The sequence below is a fragment of the Glaciecola sp. 2405UD65-10 genome (assembly GCF_048820975.1).
Lineage (GTDB): Bacteria > Pseudomonadota > Gammaproteobacteria > Enterobacterales > Alteromonadaceae > Glaciecola.
Genome location: NZ_JBMEUF010000002.1, coordinates 469,474 through 487,680 on the forward strand (window position 1 = coordinate 469,474; position 18,207 = coordinate 487,680).

Below are 18,207 nucleotides of genomic sequence, written 5' to 3' on the forward strand. Positions count from 1 at the left end.
CCAATTAACTGACTAAATCTTCGACTAATTTTGCCAATATTCGTTGGTCTTTTGCAAAGTTTCTAATACCTTCGCCAAGCTTCTCAGTTGCCATTGCATCTTCATTATGCTGCCATAGAAATTGCTCGTGGCTAAGCGGTACTAAATCAGCCTGTGATGCTTTCTCAATTTTCGTGGCATCCAGTTTAGTGGCTAAAGTGCCCTCTTGATTTTGCAAACTGTTAAGCAATTTAGGTGAAACCGTAAGTAAATCACAACCAGCTAATTCTATGATTTCGTCTACGTTTCTGAAGCTTGCGCCCATTACTACCGTTTTGTAGTCATATTTTTTGTAATACTGATAAATTTTAGTTACCGACAGTACACCTGGGTCTTCACTAGGTGCATACTCTTTGTTTTCACTGGCTTTGTACCAATCAAGAATACGTCCTACAAATGGCGAAATTAAGGTTACATTTGCCTGAGCACAAGCAATTGCTTGGGCCATTGAAAAAAGAAGGGTCAAATTGCACTTTATACCTTCCTTTTCTAGTTGCTCAGCCGCTTTAATCCCTTCCCATGTTGACGCGAGCTTAATAAGCACTCGATCTTTTGAGATACCCGCTTGCTCATACAACGATATGAGCTTGCGCCCTTTTTCAATACTGGCCTGCGTATTAAATGATAATCTGGCATCCACTTCGCTTGAAATACGCCCTGGAATTACCTTTAAAATTTCACAACCAAAATTAACAATGAGTTGGTCACAAATATCGTCAACATTTCTGCCGGCTTTGCTAATTGCATCCCTTATTACATGCTTATATTGTGGTAACTTGGCAGCTTGTAAAATTAATGATGGATTAGTAGTAGCATCAACCGGCTTTAAGGCTTTAATTGAATCTACATCACCGCTGTCAGCTACAACGGTGGTCACTTTTTTAAGTTGATCTAACAAATTCATAATATGCGTTTGCCCTTAGCTATACACCAAGGGCGTATCCTTATACGTAGCGGTTAACAATGTTTTCAAGCAGTTCTTGGCGGCCAGATACTTGCTTATAATTAATGTTAGTTTCATGTACCAATGCAGATAAACTTTCCAAGGAATGCGTTCCATTTAAAATATCTTGTCCGAGAGCTTCTTTCCAACCCGCATAGCGCTTTTCAACAAAGTCAGACAGCTCACCGCCTTCAATCATTGCCGCGGCATTTAACAGGGCTTTTGCCATGGTGTCCATGCCACCTATATGGCCAATGAATAAATCATCACGCTCACAAGATTGGCGACGCAACTTGGTATCAAAATTAAAGCCACCGGTTGTAAAACCGCCCATTTTAAGGATTTCATACATCACTAGGGTACATTCAGCTACATCATTGGGGAATTGATCTGTATCCCAACCGTTTTGCATATCACCACGGTTTGCGTCAATACTCCCCATAATGCCCTCTGCACAAGCAACCGCAATTTCATGGTGGAAGCTATGACCAGCAAGAGTTGCATGATTTGCTTCAATGTTTACCTTAATTTCATCCTGCAAACCGTGCTTATGTAAAAAGCCAGCAACAGTAGCGGTATCGTAGTCATATTGATGCTTGGTAGGCTCTTGTGGCTTTGGCTCAATCAATAATGTGCCGGTAAATCCAATTTTCTTTTTATGCGCCACTACCATTTTTAAGAATTGTGCATACTGCTCGCCTTCTTGGGCTAAGTCTGTATTTAGTAGCGTATCGTAACCTTCACGGCCACCCCAAAGTACATAGTTTTCGCCGCCTAAACGGTGAGTAATTTCCATAGCATGTTTAACCTGAGCCGCTGCGTAAGCAAAGGTATCAGGATTTGGGTTAGTGGCACCGCCGGCGCAAAAACGCGCATTTGAAAATAAATTAGCGGTTCCCCAAAGTAGTTTAAGCCCTGTGCGCTCCATCTCTTTTTCTATAATATTGGCTATGTGCGTAACGTTGTCATGACTTTCTTGAAGCGTAGCACCTTCAGGTGCAATATCTACGTCATGGAAGCAGAAGTACGGCACACCTAGTTTCTCAAAAAATTCAAAAGCGGCTTTTACTTTTTGCTCTGCAAGTTCAAGCTGGTTACCTACTGGTTGTATCCACGGGCGATCAAATGTGCCTTCACCAAATATGTCAAAACCAGTAGAACAAAAGTTATGCCAATAGCAAGCAGCAAATCGTAAATGCTCTTTCATTGTTTTTCCAAGTACAACTTTATTTTCATCGTAATAACGAAAGGCAAAAGGGTTTGTTGAGTTTTCACCCTCAAATTTTATTTTTCCTACATTGCTAAAAAATTGTTCGCTCATATTGTGCTCCGTTTTATTTAAATCTGTTAAAAATATGGTTTCACACTTTGATAAAGTGCTTTAAATGTAATGTATTGTTTTTCATAGTAGTTCTGCATTTTTTGGTCAGGTAATATGGTTTGCGTAACATTGCCTTTTACGCATACCTTGTGAGCCGGTGCGCTTTCTAGACCAATTCTTGCAAGGCGCGCAGCACCAAATGCAGGGCCTACCTCTGAACCTTCGCGATAAATTAGAGGCCGTTGTAGAACGCTGGCAAGAATGCGACCCCATAAGGGGCTTTTTGCGCCGCCCCCTATTACAGTGACTTCATCTATTTGTGCACCCGCATCAAGCAGTACTTGTTGTCCGTCGGCAAAAGCAAATGCTACGCCTTCGAGCACTGCTCGCCCTAGGCTTGCTGCATCGGTGTCGCTGTTTAGGCCAAAGAAAACACCTTTTGCATTTGGATTATTGTGCGGAGTTCGCTCCCCAGTTAAGTAGGGTAAAAACAGCACTGAATTAGCTTGAGTGAAATCACATTTGCTTACCTGCTCAAGCAACGCTAATTCAGATTTAAAGCCAGTAAGTTGAGTCACCCAAGCTAAGCAACTTGCGGCACTTAATATGACTGACATTTGATGCCACGTGTTGTCTATACAATGGCAAAATGTGTGCAAAGCTCCATCTGGATTGGGTAAGTATTCTTCGTTCGCCACAAAATAAACACCCGATGTACCAAGTGACAAAAAGGCTTGATTAGGTTCTATTACGCCAACTCCGGCCGCACCCGCAGCGTTGTCTCCGCCACCGGCAACCACCGGTACTTGCTGCATACCCCATTGTTCAGCAATATTAGCGCTCAATTTGCCGGTAACTTGCGTACCTTCAAATAGGCTTGGCATATGATGTTCGCTTAAATCGCAAGCGGCCAACATTTCGGGTGACCAAGCACGCTGTTTAACATCTAACCAAAGTGTGCCCGCAGAGTCAGACATATCTGAGGCGAAGTCTCCGGTCATTAGGAAACGCAAATAATCTTTAGGTAAAAGTACTTTTGCGATCTTGGCAAAATTTTCTGGCTCATGATCTTTTACCCACATAAGCTTAGGTGCGGTAAATCCAGGCATTGCGATGTTGCCTGTGATGTTGCGGGAATGAGGAACACGCTTTTCTAGCTCAACACATTGTTCAGCGCTTCTTCCGTCATTCCACAAAATAGCAGGACGAATAATATTGTTACTGGCATCTAGTAAGGTGGCTCCATGCATTTGCCCTGACAAACCAATTGCCTTCACTGCCTGTAAAAGCTCAGGGTGAACGCTTTTGAGCTCATCTATTGCGGCGCAAGTTGCGGCCCACCAATCAGCTGGACTTTGCTCAGAATGAAGCGGCGCCGGACGGCTAACCTTCAGTGCACTGCTCGCTTGAGCGAGTAATCGGTCTTGTTCATTTAACACAATAACCTTAACGCCCGATGTACCCAAGTCGATACCAAGAAACATAAATGTGATACTCTTTACAATATTTGTTAGCGCTAACATTATTGCTTTGATATGCTTAAGTCAAGTCAGTTGTTAAACTTTATTTAACAAAACGTTTCTAATAAGCTAAAAAATGGTAGCCTTATCTTAAATAAAGCAATAGGCGTTTGCTGCGTCACATTTATGTATAATCATTATAAATAAGGCGCTTAAATAGCATTTACGATTGGCAAGTAGGTATAAAAATAAACATGGCTGATACAAAACGAGCAAGAATACAGGATGTTGCCGAAAAAGCGGGTGTCTCTATGATGACCGTGTCGCGCGTACTTAATCAAGATGCAAAAGTGAGTGATAAAACCCGCGAAAAAGTGATGGCTGTAGTTGAGCAACTCAGTTACCGCCCTAACGTATCTGCTAGGCGTTTAGCCAGTACAAAATCATTCTTTCTAGGCCTAATATATGACAACCCAAGTGATTCATACATTAGTCAGTTTTTGTTAGCTGCGCTAAAAAAATGCCGCTCCATAGGGTATCACCTAGTAGTTGACGAAGCCCATGGAAACATTGAGCAAACAGTTGAATCAGTAAAGCAATTGATTGATGTGACGCAAGTAGATGGCATGATATTGCTGCCGCCTATGTGTAATAACGAAGTGGTTTTAGATGTACTTAAGCAGGCCAATATCCCCTTTGTTAGAATTACGCCTGATAGCAAACTAAACATAGCTCCTTATATTTGCATGGATGACTACCAAGCTGCCTTTGAGGTTACCGAACGCTTAATAAACCAAGGGCATCGAAAAATTGCTCATATTATTGGTGATAGCAAACAAGGCGTAAGCCGCATGCGTTATCAAGGTTATTTGGATGCGCTACGTTCAAACCAAATAGTTACGCCACCCGAATATATTGAACACGGAAGTTTTACTTACCAATCAGGCATGGAGGCTGCTGTTAAACTGCTTTCACTTGATGATAAACCCACCGCCATTTTTGCAGCCAACGATGACATGGCCGCGGCGGTTATTTCCATTGCGCAAAAACAAGGAATTAATATTCCCAAGGAGTTGTCAGTGGTGGGGTTTGATGACACTCAACTCGCTACCATTGTGTGGCCTAACATATCTACCGTTAAACAACCTATTAATGAAATGGCAGAACTGTCTATTTCACTTCTTGCCTCGGGCAAATACAAAAATTTGAGCGAAGTGAAAAGCGCTGACTTACGTCACATACTCGACTTTGAAATTATTGAACGTGAATCAAGTGCCCATAATCAGAATACTTAACTAACACGCCGCTTCTCAATTCCACAATGGGCTATCGCCTTAAATAACTTAATGAAAGCGATAGCCATTCGGTAATTATACCTGCTCTAACTTTGTTCCTTTTGTTTCGTTTACTAGGTAAATAACAAAAATAATTGAAACAAAAGCGAAGAAAGCATAAAGCGAATAAGCAAGTGCTAAACCACCGCCCGCGAGTAGAATTGGGAAAGTCATAGTCACTAAGAAGTTAGCTAACCATTGCGCTAAACCAGCCACACCCAAACCTAGGCCTCGCATGTTGTTAGGAAATATTTCGCCAAGCATGACCCACATAACCGGGCCCCATGATAAATTAAAGAAAAATACATATAAGTTAGCTTGAACCAGCGCCGCAAATCCCCAATCTCCAAGTTGTAACTGGCCTTGTGCATCTATCGTTCCATTTGAAAACGCAACCACCAAGCCAATCAATGAAAAGGTCATCCCAATTGAACCTAAAAGAAGGAAGGGCTTGCGTCCCCATTTGTCTATTAGAACCAAGGTAATACCACAAGCTACTAAACTAAGTGCACCGCTTATAATATTAATTAATAAGGCATCAGATTCAGAAAAACCAACTGCTTGCCAAAGCACTGCGCCGTAGTAAAACACAACGTTTATGCCCACCAACTGCTGTAATATTGCCAAACCAATGCCTACATACATCACTGGTTTTAACTTAAATGAGTTATGAACAAACAAATTGCGCAGTTTAGACTTTTCCGTATTACGCAATGACATTCTAATTTCATCCCACATTAGTGCGGCATTTTTCGCCCCAAACAGGCTGGTAAGAATAGTCGTTCCTTTTTCATATTGGTTATTCATTGCAAGATAGCGCGGGCTTTCTGGAATGAAAATTAAGGCCACTAAAAAGATGCTAGCGGGCACCAACTCTACCCAAAACATCCAGCGCCAAGTATCAAACCCAAGCCACAAGGTTTCCATTGAATTACCTGACACTTGTACCAGCGAGTAATTACTAAAAAATGAACAGAATAAACCTGAAATAATGGCCACTTGCTGAATAGAAGTAAGTCTTCCCCGTAAACGTGAAGGTGCTATTTCACTTATATATGCTGGCGTAAGTATTGAAGCCGCTCCCACCGCTAAGCCCCCTATTAAGCGGTAAAACACGAATTCGCCTGAAGAGCCCGCAATACCTGAACCCCAAGCACTTAAAATGAAAAGTACGGCTGTAACGAGTAATACCTTCTTGCGCCCATAAGCATCAGCAGATTTACCCGCTATAAGTGCACCTATTGCACAGCCAAGTAGCATACTTGCAACGTTAAAGCCTGTTGCTACGCTGTCTGATTCAAAGGCAAGCTTAAGGCCATCAACGGTGCCATTTATAACGCCGCTGTCAAAGCCAAATAAGAAGCCGCCAATAGCGGCTACGCAAGCAATAAAAAATATGCGAAGTAAGTTTTCTTTTTCACCACTAGCGCTATTACTTGACGCACCGTGTAATGTGGAATTTATTGTTGTGTTTTCCATGTTTGTGTCCTTGGTATTTTTCTATTGCAACAAAATACTTGATGTTGTGTATTTATCTTCAGGTAGCTTAATTCCCTGCCCTGACCCAACGGTCACTTCTAAGCGCCCTTTGTAGGCAATTGCGTTGCCATTCTCATCTATATAACTAAGCTGCTGCTTAGGAATAGTAAACTTAACCTTGTTTACCGCTTTGCGGTCAAAGCTTACGTGCTTAAAACTCACTAGTTGCTTGTTTGGTGTTTTCACTGGAGCATCTGGCATAGATACATACACTTGTACTACATCATCAGCGGCAAAATCGCTTTTATTCGCAATGCTAGTTTCTAAAGTTAAGTCACCCGAATTTGCATCTACGGTGTGAGCTGTGTTTTGGTAATGCAAATTGGCATAACTTAAGCCATAACCGAAAGGATAAAGCACATCACCTTGGTAGTATTTGTAGGTGCGGTTTTCCATGGAGTAATTTTTAAAATCAGGTAAATCAGCTACCGACTTATAGAAAGTAATGGGTAATTTCCCAGAAGGGCTAAACTCACCATACAGCAAGCTAACAAGTGCGTTTCCAGTAGCTTCACCCGGATAGAAGCCCTGCACAATGGCATCTAAATTTTCGTTCTCCCAATTAAGCGCCATTGCGCTACCACTCATATTGACCAGCACCACTGGCTTACCGGTAGCTTTTAACTCCTTAAGCAGGTTTAATTGGCTTTGCGGTAATTTGATATTGGTTCTATCACCATGAGAAAAACCGTCTATCTCAAGAGGCATTTCTTCGCCCTCAAGGTTTGCACTTATGCCTCCAACAAATACAATTACATCAGCTGCGTTCGCAGCAGTAATTGCTTCTTGCGCTAAAGTTTGTGGGTTTTTAAGCCATCTTAAGCTCACTTCAGGATGTATTGCATTGCTGTGCCACATTTGATTTATTTTAGTGCTTGCTTGTAGAGTGTATTGCTGGTCTTTTTGCAGAGTCACCGCCCCGTTTATATGCTTACCATCTAAGGTAAATGCTAACTTGTTTGCCTTAAAGTAATACTCTGCGGTTTCACTTGGTTTTAAAATGCCGTGCCACTTAACTGCAAATTCCTGCTCAGACGAACCGTTAATAGGCGAACGATCCCAGCTAAAATCTATCGTGTCAGTAATTTCCCGTTTTACCGGTTGAACATCAAAATGGTTTGCCGGGTAGTACTGTGCTATTAAACCTGTTTGCATGTTGTTGCTATGATCAAGGTGATAAAAGTTACTCGCATCAATAGTTTCGTAATGCGTATACACTTGCCCTGTAATACTAGTGCCTGGCGCATAAGTAAGTTGGTTTTTAGCCAAGCGTGTTTCCATTGCCAGTTTAGGAGTTGTGGGCTTTACCGGGGTTCCATGATAATTACCTACCAAAATAGCATTGTTGTTTGCATTAGGCCCAATCAGCGCAATTTTTTCTGTGCCCTTAAGAGGCAGCAAACTATCGTTTTTCAGTAATACGAGCGATTTTCTTGCGGCTTCTTCTGTTAGCGCTAGGTGCTCTTTCGAACCCACCAGCTCAATTGCTTTTTGTGAAAAGGGGACGTTTTGAGCATCATCAAACATGCCAAGTTTAAAGCGTGCGTACATAAGCCGCTTGAGTGCTTTATCAATATCATCTTGTGTCACTAAGCCGCGTTCAAGCGCTTCAGTCAAGTAACTAAAGGTATTGCCGTGGTGATCACCGCAGTTTAAATCAGTACCTGTTTTAAGAGCCATTGCCGCGGCTTCGGCCTCAGTGCTCACAACATTGTGTGAATTTACGTCGTAAAAATCAGCAATCGCCCCGCAATCAGACACCATGTATCCATTGAAATTAAATTCACCGCGCAGTTTGTTTTGAATAAGCTCATTGTTGCCGCAAGCAGGTGTACCATTCACACTGTTGTATGCACACATAACGGAAGCCACATCGGTTTCGGCAATTACGTCTTTAAAAGCTGGTAAGTAAGTCTCAGCTAAATCTTTCGGTGAGGCGCTATAGTCATCACTGTGCCTAGATACTTCTGGCCCACTGTGAACCGCATAATGCTTTAGGGTTGCTACCGACTTTAAATATTTATCGTTATTACCTTGCAAGCCATTTATAAAATTAACGGCAATTCGAGTGGTTAAATATGGGTCTTCACCATATGTTTCCTGTCCTCGACCCCAACGCGGATCCCTAAAAATGTTTATATTAGGAGACCAATACGTTAAGCCGGTATACATAGACCGATTGCCCTCACTTAAAAATGTATGATGCTTTGCGCGTCCTTCATCACTAATCGCGGTGCCAACGCGTAGTATCAAATCTTCATCAAATGTAGCGGCTAAGCCAATCGCTTGCGGAAAAACGGTAGCCTTGCCTGCTCTTGCCACACCGTGAAGCGCTTCGTTCCACCAGTTGTATTCAGGAATAGCTAAACGCTCAACAGCTGGAGATTTATCAAACAATTGAGCCACCTTTTCATCTACTGTTAGGCGGCTTACCAAATCATCAACACGGGCTTGTGTAGGTGCAGATTCATCTAAATAAAGGGGAGTTTCGTCTTTTTCGGGTGCCACTCCAGAACATGCAGCTAAGCTTGAAATGATGCTCAGTGCCACTATGCTTTTTAATTTAATGTTATTCATTGTTATAAAGTCTTTAATATTATGTGATTAAAATAACATAACAAAGCGAACTGACCAATTCGTCTGAGGGTAAGCAAAATATAAATTTGAACGTTTAAGTATCGGTACTAACGTGTATTTGAACTACATATTATAGGTGAGTAGTGCCCTATTTTTAGTCACTCATGTAGATTAGTCAATAATTTGCATGCCAAATAAACGGCCGTATTCGCTATTCAGCATTCAGTTTTTCCCAGTGATCTTTTCTAAATTGCGTAGGGGTTTTACCCACCAGTTTTTTGAAAAACGTATTAAAGGTTGCCTTGCTGTTAAAGCCGGCTTTATCCATTATTTCTAACATCGTCACACTTTTGTTTTCTTCTAAAATAAGTAGGCGTTTGCTTTCTTCAATTCGATAATAGTTAATGAACTCAAAAAAGTTTTTTCCAAAGTGCTTATTAATTATTGAAGACAAACTTCTTGCACCAATTCCCAGTTGGCTCGCTAAATTATCAAGTGTAAGTAAGTGGCTTAAGTAAGGTTTATTCTGCACAAGGTATGTTTCAATCTTATTTATTTTTTCAGGCTCAAATGAGTCGGGTAATTTACACTCGTTAGTAGCTAGTTCTTTATCTATACCCTGAAATATTCGTGAATTGCCTGCACTGAAAAAGATTAAACTCGTTATAAGCAGCAACACGGCATAATTTGATGTTAAACCCAGGAGTTCATGATCAACCACTATGCCCAATTCGTAAGACATTATTATGCCTATCGACACAAAGATTGCGTTAATGTGTACAACTAAAAAGCCAATAACCAGTACTTTTAACCAAGTAAGGTCAACACTTTCTAGTTCTGCAAATTCGTTTTTAATATTTTTCTGATACTTTTGAAGCTCTAAATAACACAGCACACTAATAGAAAAGCGAAAGCACTCGCGAAAAAAATAAATGATGCGGTCTAATAAAGGGGTGGTGGCAATGTCGCCATTTTGTAATGCGTCTAGCTTTGACGCGCTTTCAAGAGCAAGCCAGTCAAATGAAAAGTACGTGGCATACAGAACAAAGGGTATAAAATATAGTGCGTCTGTTTTTTTGAGCTTATAGTTTTTGTTTACTAAAGATTTTATATAAAGCAACAAGAGCGGCACTTCTACCCAAAACGCCAAACCAAAGGTATAAAATAAATTAGGTGAAATATCTAATGCGAAGCCTCTGAACGCTTCACCAAAATTAATAAGGTTGTCCATAGGAATGGCCGCTTGTGCAAGTAAAAAGCAAGCCAATAAATAATTGCTTAACTTATTCCCCTTTTTCAGAGTAATAAGAAATGCGCTAAATAATAAACATATAAACACGGTAAAAATTAACGCCAAGTCGTGCGTGTTGAAAAGTACTGCTTTCACTTTTTAATTCACCTTTCTTAAATTTTATTTAGCACATCTTTGATGCTCATTTTAGTGCGTATTTGTTAACAAGCCTAACTAACTAATCAATTCTTAGCGTTCAAATAATGCATATTACCTGTATTTAAACGTCTAAATCCTTTACTTGAACGATTTTTTAAACAAATTGTTATAAAACTGTATTCAATCTTAACAAAATATCAGGTTATGAATTTAATGAAAAATATTTCTTCTTCAATCGTTTTGGGTTCGCTTTTGAGTATTAGCTCAAATATTGCGCTTGCCCAAAACGATATAACACTATGGCCAAAACTAGCACCCACAATTGCAAAAGATGAAGCAATAGAAAGTAAAATTACACACATTATAAATAAAATGTCGCTTGAACAAAAAGTAGGCCAAATGGTACAGGCTGAAATAACGTGGGTAACTCCGGCCGACGTTAAAAAGTATCATTTAGGATCTGTATTAAATGGCGGCGGCACGTTCTTGCATAACAATAGAAATGCCAGTGTGTCTGATTGGGTCTCATTTATGGATGAGTTGTACTTAGCCTCAATGGATGAATCTGATGGCGGGCTGCCAATACCAGTAACTTACGGGATTGATGCCGTTCACGGAAATAATAAGTTCATAGGTGCAACCTTGTATCCGCACAATATTGGTTTAGGTGCGGCCAATAATCCAGACCTTATATATAAAATTGGCGTAGCTACTGCAAAAGAAGTGTTGCTGGCTGGCATTGATTGGACGTTTGCGCCTACTTTGGCCGTGGCGCGAGATGATAGATGGGGCCGCACTTATGAGAGCTATTCTGAAGACCCAAGCATTGTAGCTTCATATGCTAAGCAAATGATTGAAGGCCTTCAGGGCAAAGCAAATACTGATACTTTTTTAAATGATGATCATATTTACTCCACAGCAAAACATTGGGTTGGAGATGGCGGAACTCACTTGGGCATTGACCAAGGTGATAACTTAGATACCGAAGAAAACTTAGTAAATAACCACGCTGCAGCATATTTCCCGGCTATACAAGCCGGCGTTCAAAGCATAATGGCCTCACATAACATGTGGAACGGCCTGCGCTTGCATGGTAGTAAATACTTGCTTACTGACGTACTCAAAACCCGGCTTGGCTTTGATGGCTTTATTGTGGGTGATTGGAATTCCCATAGCAAAGTGAAAGGCTGCACTAATGACAGTTGTCCACAGGCGGTGAATGCAGGCCTAGATATGTTTATGGTAGTGGAAGACTGGAAAGCGTTTATTCACAATACCGTTGAACAAGTGAGAAATGACATCATTCCCATGGAGCGAATAGATGATGCCGTTAGACGCATTCTACGCGTGAAAATACGCTCTGGATTATTCACGAAGGGCCTACCTTCTTCGCGCAAATACGCGAATCAATCACAATTATTAGGTGCGCCTGAACATAAAGCCATTGCTCGACAAGCAGTGCGCGAATCATTGGTATTACTCAAAAATAATAGCAATATATTGCCGCTTAGCCGCAAAGCCAAAGTGCTAGTAACCGGTGACGGCGCTGACAATATGAGCAAACAAACGGGTGGCTGGACAATAAACTGGACAGGCGAAGGTAACGTCAAGTCTGATTTCCCTGGCGGAACATCTATATATGATGGAATTGAACAAGTTGTTTCCCAAGCAGGTGGTAAGATTGAACTAAGCAGCGATGGTAGCTTTTCAGAAAAACCAGATGTAGCCGTTGTTGTATTTGGTGAAAATCCATACGCTGAGTGGATTGGTGATTTAAAATCTATTGCGTATCAGGCGCATTCTAATCGTGATGCTAAACTTATAGAGTCGCTAAAAGCACAAGGCATAAAGGTTGTGTCAGTGTTTCTTTCAGGAAGACCTTTGTGGATGAACCGTGCAATTAACGCATCTGACGCATTCGTTGCTGCTTGGCTACCTGGCAGTGAAGGTGTAGGTGTTGCTGATGTGCTGTTTAAAGATGCAAAGGGCGATGTTAACTATGACTTTACAGGAAAACTTTCGTTTTCATGGCCAAAGCGTGCCTCTCAAGTGGTGTTAAATCGCTTCGATGAAAACTATGACCCTCTTTTCCCTTATGGCTATGGCTTAAGCTATAACGATAGTAGTTCACTACCTACCCTTGATATTACAAACGACTTTGTTTTTGAAAAACAAACCAATACCCCTTATGTGATCATGCAAGGGCGGCCTAATGGTGATTGGAACTATCAATTACAAAACGCGCAGCAAACCAAAGATATACTTACACCAGTGGGTGACATTAAAGGCCTTAGCATGATAGAGGCTGACAAAAACATTCAAGGCGATGCTAAAGAGCTAACGTGGTCAGGAAGTAATCTTGCCTCCGTTTTAATTAGCTCAAATTGGTTCCGAGAAGACCTTTCCCAATATCTACTAAATAAAGGCGCATTAAGCTTTGATGTTCGCGTAGAGAAGCCTGCAAAAAGCGCACTTAAGGTGCAAATGGGCTGTGCGAAAAATAAATGCGGTGCATTTAATATTGCCCCCATCATTAACAAGTTCCCGTTAAACACATGGCATAAGGTGTCTATTGATTTGCTGTGCTTTGCCAACAAGGGGGTTGAATTTGAACGCTCTAGTGCGCCTTTTATTTTATCAAGCGAAGGACCAGCGAAAATACGCATAGCAAACGTGCAGTTTGAACCAAACACACAAGCTACCGCCAATATAAAATGTGCTGACTAATCAAAAGAGAGTGCTTGTAGGCAAGCACTCTCTTTTTTAACTACCGTTAAACGATTAACGTAAGGTGAAATCATGAATAAGCTTTCTATCAACTATGCGTTGCTAAGCACTCTTTTCTTAGGTGCGTGCTCTGGGTCATCAGGTAATGCCCCCAGTGAGCCACCTGCTACGAACACGCCTGCAGAAATAACAAACACGCAGCAAAAAATAGCACTAAACCAATTAGGGTATTTTGAAACCAGTAGCAAAATAGCCATTATCCCAAATGTAGCATCTACTAGTTTCACTATAGTAGATGCAAGCAATAATGAAGAGGTGTATAGCGGCACCTTAAGTAACGCAAAAAATTGGCCTAACGCTGGCAGTGATAGCGTCAAGCAAGCTGACTTTTCCAGCCTTGTTGCACCAGGGAGCTATTTTATTCGCGTTTTAGGTGTAGATGATTCAGCCACCTTTAAAATTGATAGCCACGTGTATAACGATCTCCATATTGCAGCACAGCGGTATTTTTACTTAAACCGAGCAAGTATAGAGATTGAGCAACAATTCGCAGGAGATTTCGCACGCCCTTTAGGGCATGCTGATACTAATGTGATGTATCATCCATCAGCTGATGAACAACTCAGCACGCAAGATGAAACCCTAGCTTCCCCCAAAGGCTGGTATGATGCCGGCGATTACGGTAAGTACGTGGTTAATTCAGGCATTAGTACCTATTCCTTACTGGCTGCTTTTGAGCATACGCCAAATCTGTATGCGCAGCAGCAACTCAACATTCCTGAATCAAATAACAATATCCCTGACATTCTAGATGAGGCGCTTTGGAACTTAGAGTGGCTGTTCACCATGCAAGGTGAAGATGGTGGTGTTTACCATAAACTTACCACCCTTGAATGGCCGGGAGAAGAAATGCCGCACGAAGATACTCGAACGCGCTTCGTGATTGGTAAAAGTACATCTGCAAGCCTAAATTTTGCGGCAACTTTCGCGGTGGCCAGTAGAGTGATTGCGCCATTTGATCAGAACAAAAGCGAACAATACCTACTAGCCGCTATTGATGCTTGGAAATGGGCGCTTGAACATCCCTCGCAAATATACGTACAACCCAATGATGTGTTAAGCGGGGAATACGGTGATAACATTTTAAAAGATGAATTTGCATGGGCGGCTGCAGAGCTTTTTATCAGTACCGGAGTAGAAGGTTTTTTTACTACTTATAAAGAACTTGATTTAGAATATTCTGCTCCCTCTTGGATAAATGTGTCTTATCTCTCTTTGAGTAGTTTGTTATACAAGGCGGAAAATTTACTCAGCCCGCAAGACTATACCGCTTTAAAAGATAAGCAAAAAGCGCTGGCTGATACTTTTGTACAGCAATATCAAAACAATGCTTACCTAGTGCCCATAGAAACACCGAACCTTATTTGGGGCAGCAACTCTGCCGCGTTAAATAAAGCAATGGTTTTGTTACAAGCCGCCACCGTTCAAAATGACTCTCAATACCTAAACGTAGCGCAAGGTATTGTTGATTATATTCTTGGTCGCAATCCAACCGAATATTCTTTTGTGACGGGGTTTGGGCATAAGTATCCGGTTAATCCACACCACAGAATTTCGCAAAGTGACGGAATAAATACAGCGGTGCCGGGAATGCTTGTGGGAGGCCCTCATGCCGGCCGCCAAGATGATTGTAGTTATGAGTATAGCGAGCCAGCGCGAACTTACAGTGATAGTTGGTGTAGTTATTCCACCAACGAAGTGGCCATTAATTGGAATGCACCACTTGTATATGTATTAGGTATGTTAACTGAGCGTAAATAAACTTCATACTTACATTTTTTTCTTACGAAAAACTATTCTAAAGTATAGCCCGCAAGGCACAAGAACCAATTGTGCAGTACTTGCACAGGGGCTATTGTGCGTGTATGCTCAGCTTAAGGGCCGTTCGTGCCTGTTGTGAACTTTAGTTTATGACACATTGCTTGTAGCTATAGTTCAACATAAAAATATAAAAATTAAATAGAAGTCCTGGGAGATATACATGTTTAAAAACTCTAAAATAGCGAGGTCAGTAAAACTGGCTTGTACTATCGGAGCTGCTTCGGCTGCACTTGCTGCACCGATGGCTGTAGTAGCACAAGATGCTGAAGAATCCGTTGAAAAGATTTCAATTACTGGTTCTAGAATCATGAAGTCTGAATTCAGTTCATCAAGCCCTATTTCATCATTCGGTGAAGAAGATATTAAATTATCAGGTGTGGCAAGTATTGATGAATTTCTTAAAGACGTACCTGCATTTACTGGTTACCAAATGGGTACTTCTACTAACAACGGTAGTGAGTCTGGCCAGAAGAAAATTGATATGCGCGGACTTGGTTTCAACCGTACTTTAGTACTTATTAACGGCCGTCGTATGATTGGTGACGTTAATGGCGACGGTGCTGTTGATCTTAACAACGTTCCTGAAGCAATGATTAAACGTGTTGACGTACTTAAAGATGGCGCATCTACCATTTATGGTTCTGACGCACTTGCTGGTGTTGTAAACTTCGTACTTGATGATGAGTTTGAAGGCCTTGAAGCTGGTGCAAACATCGGTATGGGCGTATCTGACGGCCAAGCTGGCGATGACGGTTTTTACGTTAAAGCTGGTGTAGCTAGCAATAAAGCTAACATGGTTATGTCTTTGTCTTACAACAACCAAGACGAAATGAAACAAGATGAGCGTGATTTCTCTGCGCAAACGCTTTTCCCTTCACACCTAGGCAATGGCGAATTTGAACTAGTAAATTCTGGTTCATCTAACAGCCGTAAAATCCGTGTACCTGGCGAAGGTAACTGGATTGTTGATGCTGCTACTGGCGAAGCTCGTGTATTCGATTCAGCTACCGATCTTTACGATTACTCTCCAGTGAATGCACTAATTCAGCCTAACGAAAGATGGCAGTTCTCTGCACTTGGTAAAGTTGAAATCACAGATAACATTGAAGCTTACATGGAAGGTCTATACACACGTAGAACTTCACAACAACGTTTAGCACCAGATGCTTCATTTGCGGTAACAAGTTCTTTTGAAACGCCAAATAATGGACTTCAATGGAATGACTATGTACCGGCTTCTAACCCATTCAACCCGTTTGGCGTAAATGCAGACAACTCTTTAGGTTTGTCTGACATTGGTGTTCGCGTTAACCGTCGTTTCGTTGAATCAGGTGGTCGTTTATTCAGACAATCTGCTGACACTTACAGATTAGTTACTGGTTTACGTGGTGACATCGGCAACGATTTATTCTGGGATGTATCTTACTCATATTCAGAAGCTGAAACCATTGATGAAACATTGAACTATGGCCGTTTTGACCGTTGGGCAACTGCTGTAGACCCTGAAGCTTGTGCTGCTGATGCTGCATGTCCTGGCGTGTTAAACCCGTTCGGCGACTACGGTAGCATTACTGATGAGCAAATGGATTATTTAACTACCGGTTCATTGAAAGATTTGTATCGCGGTACTATGGAAGTATTCGCTGCTAACCTTTCAGGTGAAGCATTTGAAATGGCTGGCGGTTTTGCTGGTTGGTCTGTAGGTTATGAGCACAGAAACGAAAAAGGCGCTTACTCTCCAGATGAATTCTTGGCTGCAGGCCTTACAACTGGTGGTGCTAACGATCCACAAGCTGGCGGTTTCTCAGTTGACGAACTATTCGGTGAAATCTACCTTCCAGTAGCTGAAGGCTTTGATATCAGTGCATCAGCGCGTTATTCTGACTACGATACTTCAGCTGGTGAAAGCTTCACTTATAAACTAGGTGCTGATTACACAATTTCTGAAGATATTCGTGCACGTGCGTCATACTCAACTGGTTTCCGTGCTCCTAACATCTCTGAGTTAAACGCTGGTCAATCTACTGGTTTCCCAATCATTGTTTCAGTTTGTGAATTTGGTGACAGAAAACTAGACGCTGGCGACATTACACAAACTATGTATGACAACTGTCAAAACCTAGGCGTAGATACAACTGACGCTGGTGAATACGGTTTTGCATGGCAGTCAGCTTACACAACTTCAGCTCCTGCTGAAGACTTAGAAGCTGAAGAGTCAACGTCAATTAACCTTGGTTTTGTAATCACGCCTGAAATGCTTGAAGGTTTAGCAGTTAGCATTGATTACTGGAACATTGAAATTGAAAACGTGATCGGTACTCCTGACATGAATGACTTATACAGAACATGTATGGATTCTGAAGGTCTAAGTTCTTCAGCGTGTGACGCGTTTGATGGTGCTGGTGGCCCACACTTTGTGCCTGATTACAGCATCTTCCCAGCTGACGCAGTATCTCAGTTCGGTAACCTTGGTACGCTTTCTACTAGCGGTGTTGACTTAGACGTTGCATACAGTGGTGACCTAGATATGGGCGCTGTTACTGGCTATACAGTTAGCTGGTCTGGTACTTGGGTTGACAGCTACGAGCGTGATTACCCACTTACAGGTGCTATCGAGCTTGCTGGAACAGCAAATGGCTTTGAAGTATTCCCAGAGTGGCGCTGGCAGTCAAACATCGGCCTAGTGGGCGATGATTGGTCTTTCAACTACAAAATGCGCTTCATTGGCGAAACGACTGACCGTTTACAATCTCCTGTTGCAACAGCTGATGCAGTAGCAGAACAAACAATTTACCATGACGTAGTAGGTTCATACTCTATTGGTAATGCAACGGTAAGCATAGGTGTTAACAACCTAACAGACGAAGAGCCACCGTATTTCCACAGTGCGTTTAACGCAAACACTGAGCCAGGTACATATGACGTAATTGGTCGTCGTGTATTCGGTAATGTTTCATTTAGATTTTAATATCTAATCCGACATACTCGGTACAGTT

Annotated in this window: 10 protein-coding genes; 4 read left to right on the forward strand and 6 right to left on the reverse strand. The window is 41.7% G+C overall.

The genetic code is table 11. From position 1 onward, the window contains the following. Nucleotides 1-4: 4 nt before the first annotated feature. Genes tal through xylB form a run of 3 tightly spaced genes read right to left on the reverse strand, consistent with a single transcriptional unit; the run spans nt 5 to nt 3,787 of the window. Nucleotides 5-943 (reverse strand): transaldolase, encoded by a 939-nt coding sequence (gene tal / locus ACOI22_RS14225; RefSeq protein ID WP_420672780.1) that lies wholly within the window; start codon nt 941-943, stop codon nt 5-7. Nucleotides 944-983: 40 nt separating this feature from the next. Beyond that, nucleotides 984-2,303 (reverse strand): xylose isomerase, encoded by a 1,320-nt coding sequence (gene xylA, locus ACOI22_RS14230; protein WP_420672781.1) that lies wholly within the window; start codon nt 2,301-2,303, stop codon nt 984-986. A gap of 26 nt (nt 2,304-2,329) precedes the next feature. Further along, nucleotides 2,330-3,787: a xylulokinase gene (gene xylB / locus ACOI22_RS14235; RefSeq protein WP_420672782.1), complete on the reverse strand. Its 1,458-nt coding sequence runs from the start codon at nt 3,785-3,787 to the stop codon at nt 2,330-2,332. Between the two features lie 230 nt (nt 3,788-4,017). Between xylB and ACOI22_RS14240 the strand changes: the two genes are divergently transcribed. Next, a complete protein-coding gene (locus ACOI22_RS14240) occupies nt 4,018-5,058 on the forward strand; it encodes a LacI family DNA-binding transcriptional regulator (RefSeq protein ID WP_420672783.1) in 1,041 nt (346 codons plus the stop codon). 75 nt (nt 5,059-5,133) lie between these two features. Here the strand turns inward: ACOI22_RS14240 and ACOI22_RS14245 are convergent, their stop codons facing one another. The 3 genes from ACOI22_RS14245 to ACOI22_RS14255 form a co-directional block, all read right to left on the reverse strand. Continuing rightward, nucleotides 5,134-6,576 (reverse strand): sugar porter family MFS transporter, encoded by a 1,443-nt coding sequence (locus tag ACOI22_RS14245; RefSeq protein WP_420672784.1) that lies wholly within the window; start codon nt 6,574-6,576, stop codon nt 5,134-5,136. 21 nt (nt 6,577-6,597) lie between these two features. Then, a complete protein-coding gene (locus tag ACOI22_RS14250) occupies nt 6,598-9,213 on the reverse strand; it encodes a glycoside hydrolase family 3 C-terminal domain-containing protein (RefSeq protein ID WP_420672785.1) in 2,616 nt (871 codons plus the stop codon). 211 nt (nt 9,214-9,424) lie between these two features. Then, nucleotides 9,425-10,600, reverse strand: coding sequence for a helix-turn-helix domain-containing protein (locus tag ACOI22_RS14255; protein ID WP_420672786.1), 1,176 nt, complete (start codon nt 10,598-10,600; stop codon nt 9,425-9,427). 216 nt (nt 10,601-10,816) lie between these two features. Between ACOI22_RS14255 and ACOI22_RS14260 the strand changes: the two genes are divergently transcribed. The 3 genes from ACOI22_RS14260 (at nt 10,817) to ACOI22_RS14270 (ending at nt 18,179) form a co-directional block, all read left to right on the forward strand. Next, the gene (locus tag ACOI22_RS14260; protein WP_420672787.1) at nt 10,817-13,330 is read left to right on the forward strand and encodes a glycoside hydrolase family 3 protein; all 2,514 of its coding nucleotides are present in this window, start codon (nt 10,817-10,819) and stop codon (nt 13,328-13,330) included. Between the two features lie 72 nt (nt 13,331-13,402). Continuing rightward, complete coding sequence (locus tag ACOI22_RS14265; RefSeq protein WP_420672788.1) at nt 13,403-15,151, forward strand: glycoside hydrolase family 9 protein; 1,749 nt, start codon at nt 13,403-13,405, stop codon at nt 15,149-15,151. A 220-nt stretch (nt 15,152-15,371) separates the two neighbouring features. Then, the gene (locus ACOI22_RS14270) at nt 15,372-18,179 is read left to right on the forward strand and encodes a TonB-dependent receptor domain-containing protein (RefSeq protein ID WP_420672789.1); all 2,808 of its coding nucleotides are present in this window, start codon (nt 15,372-15,374) and stop codon (nt 18,177-18,179) included. The last annotated feature ends 28 nt before the right edge of the window (nt 18,180-18,207 follow it).

Excerpts from the sequence above, each read along its gene's own strand:
- ACOI22_RS14265 (WP_420672788.1), top strand. The coding sequence starts at position 13,403 with ATGAATAAGCTTTCTATCAACTATGCGTTGCTAAGCACTCTTTTCTTA.
- tal (WP_420672780.1), bottom strand. The coding sequence starts at position 943 with ATGAATTTGTTAGATCAACTTAAAAAAGTGACCACCGTTGTAGCTGAC.
- ACOI22_RS14270 (WP_420672789.1), top strand. The coding sequence starts at position 15,372 with ATGTTTAAAAACTCTAAAATAGCGAGGTCAGTAAAACTGGCTTGTACT.
- ACOI22_RS14240 (WP_420672783.1), top strand. The coding sequence starts at position 4,018 with ATGGCTGATACAAAACGAGCAAGAATACAGGATGTTGCCGAAAAAGCG.
- ACOI22_RS14260 (WP_420672787.1), top strand. The coding sequence starts at position 10,817 with ATGAAAAATATTTCTTCTTCAATCGTTTTGGGTTCGCTTTTGAGTATT.
- ACOI22_RS14245 (WP_420672784.1), bottom strand. The coding sequence starts at position 6,576 with ATGGAAAACACAACAATAAATTCCACATTACACGGTGCGTCAAGTAAT.
- xylA (WP_420672781.1), bottom strand. The coding sequence starts at position 2,303 with ATGAGCGAACAATTTTTTAGCAATGTAGGAAAAATAAAATTTGAGGGT.
- ACOI22_RS14250 (WP_420672785.1), bottom strand. The coding sequence starts at position 9,213 with ATGAATAACATTAAATTAAAAAGCATAGTGGCACTGAGCATCATTTCA.
- xylB (WP_420672782.1), bottom strand. The coding sequence starts at position 3,787 with ATGTTTCTTGGTATCGACTTGGGTACATCGGGCGTTAAGGTTATTGTG.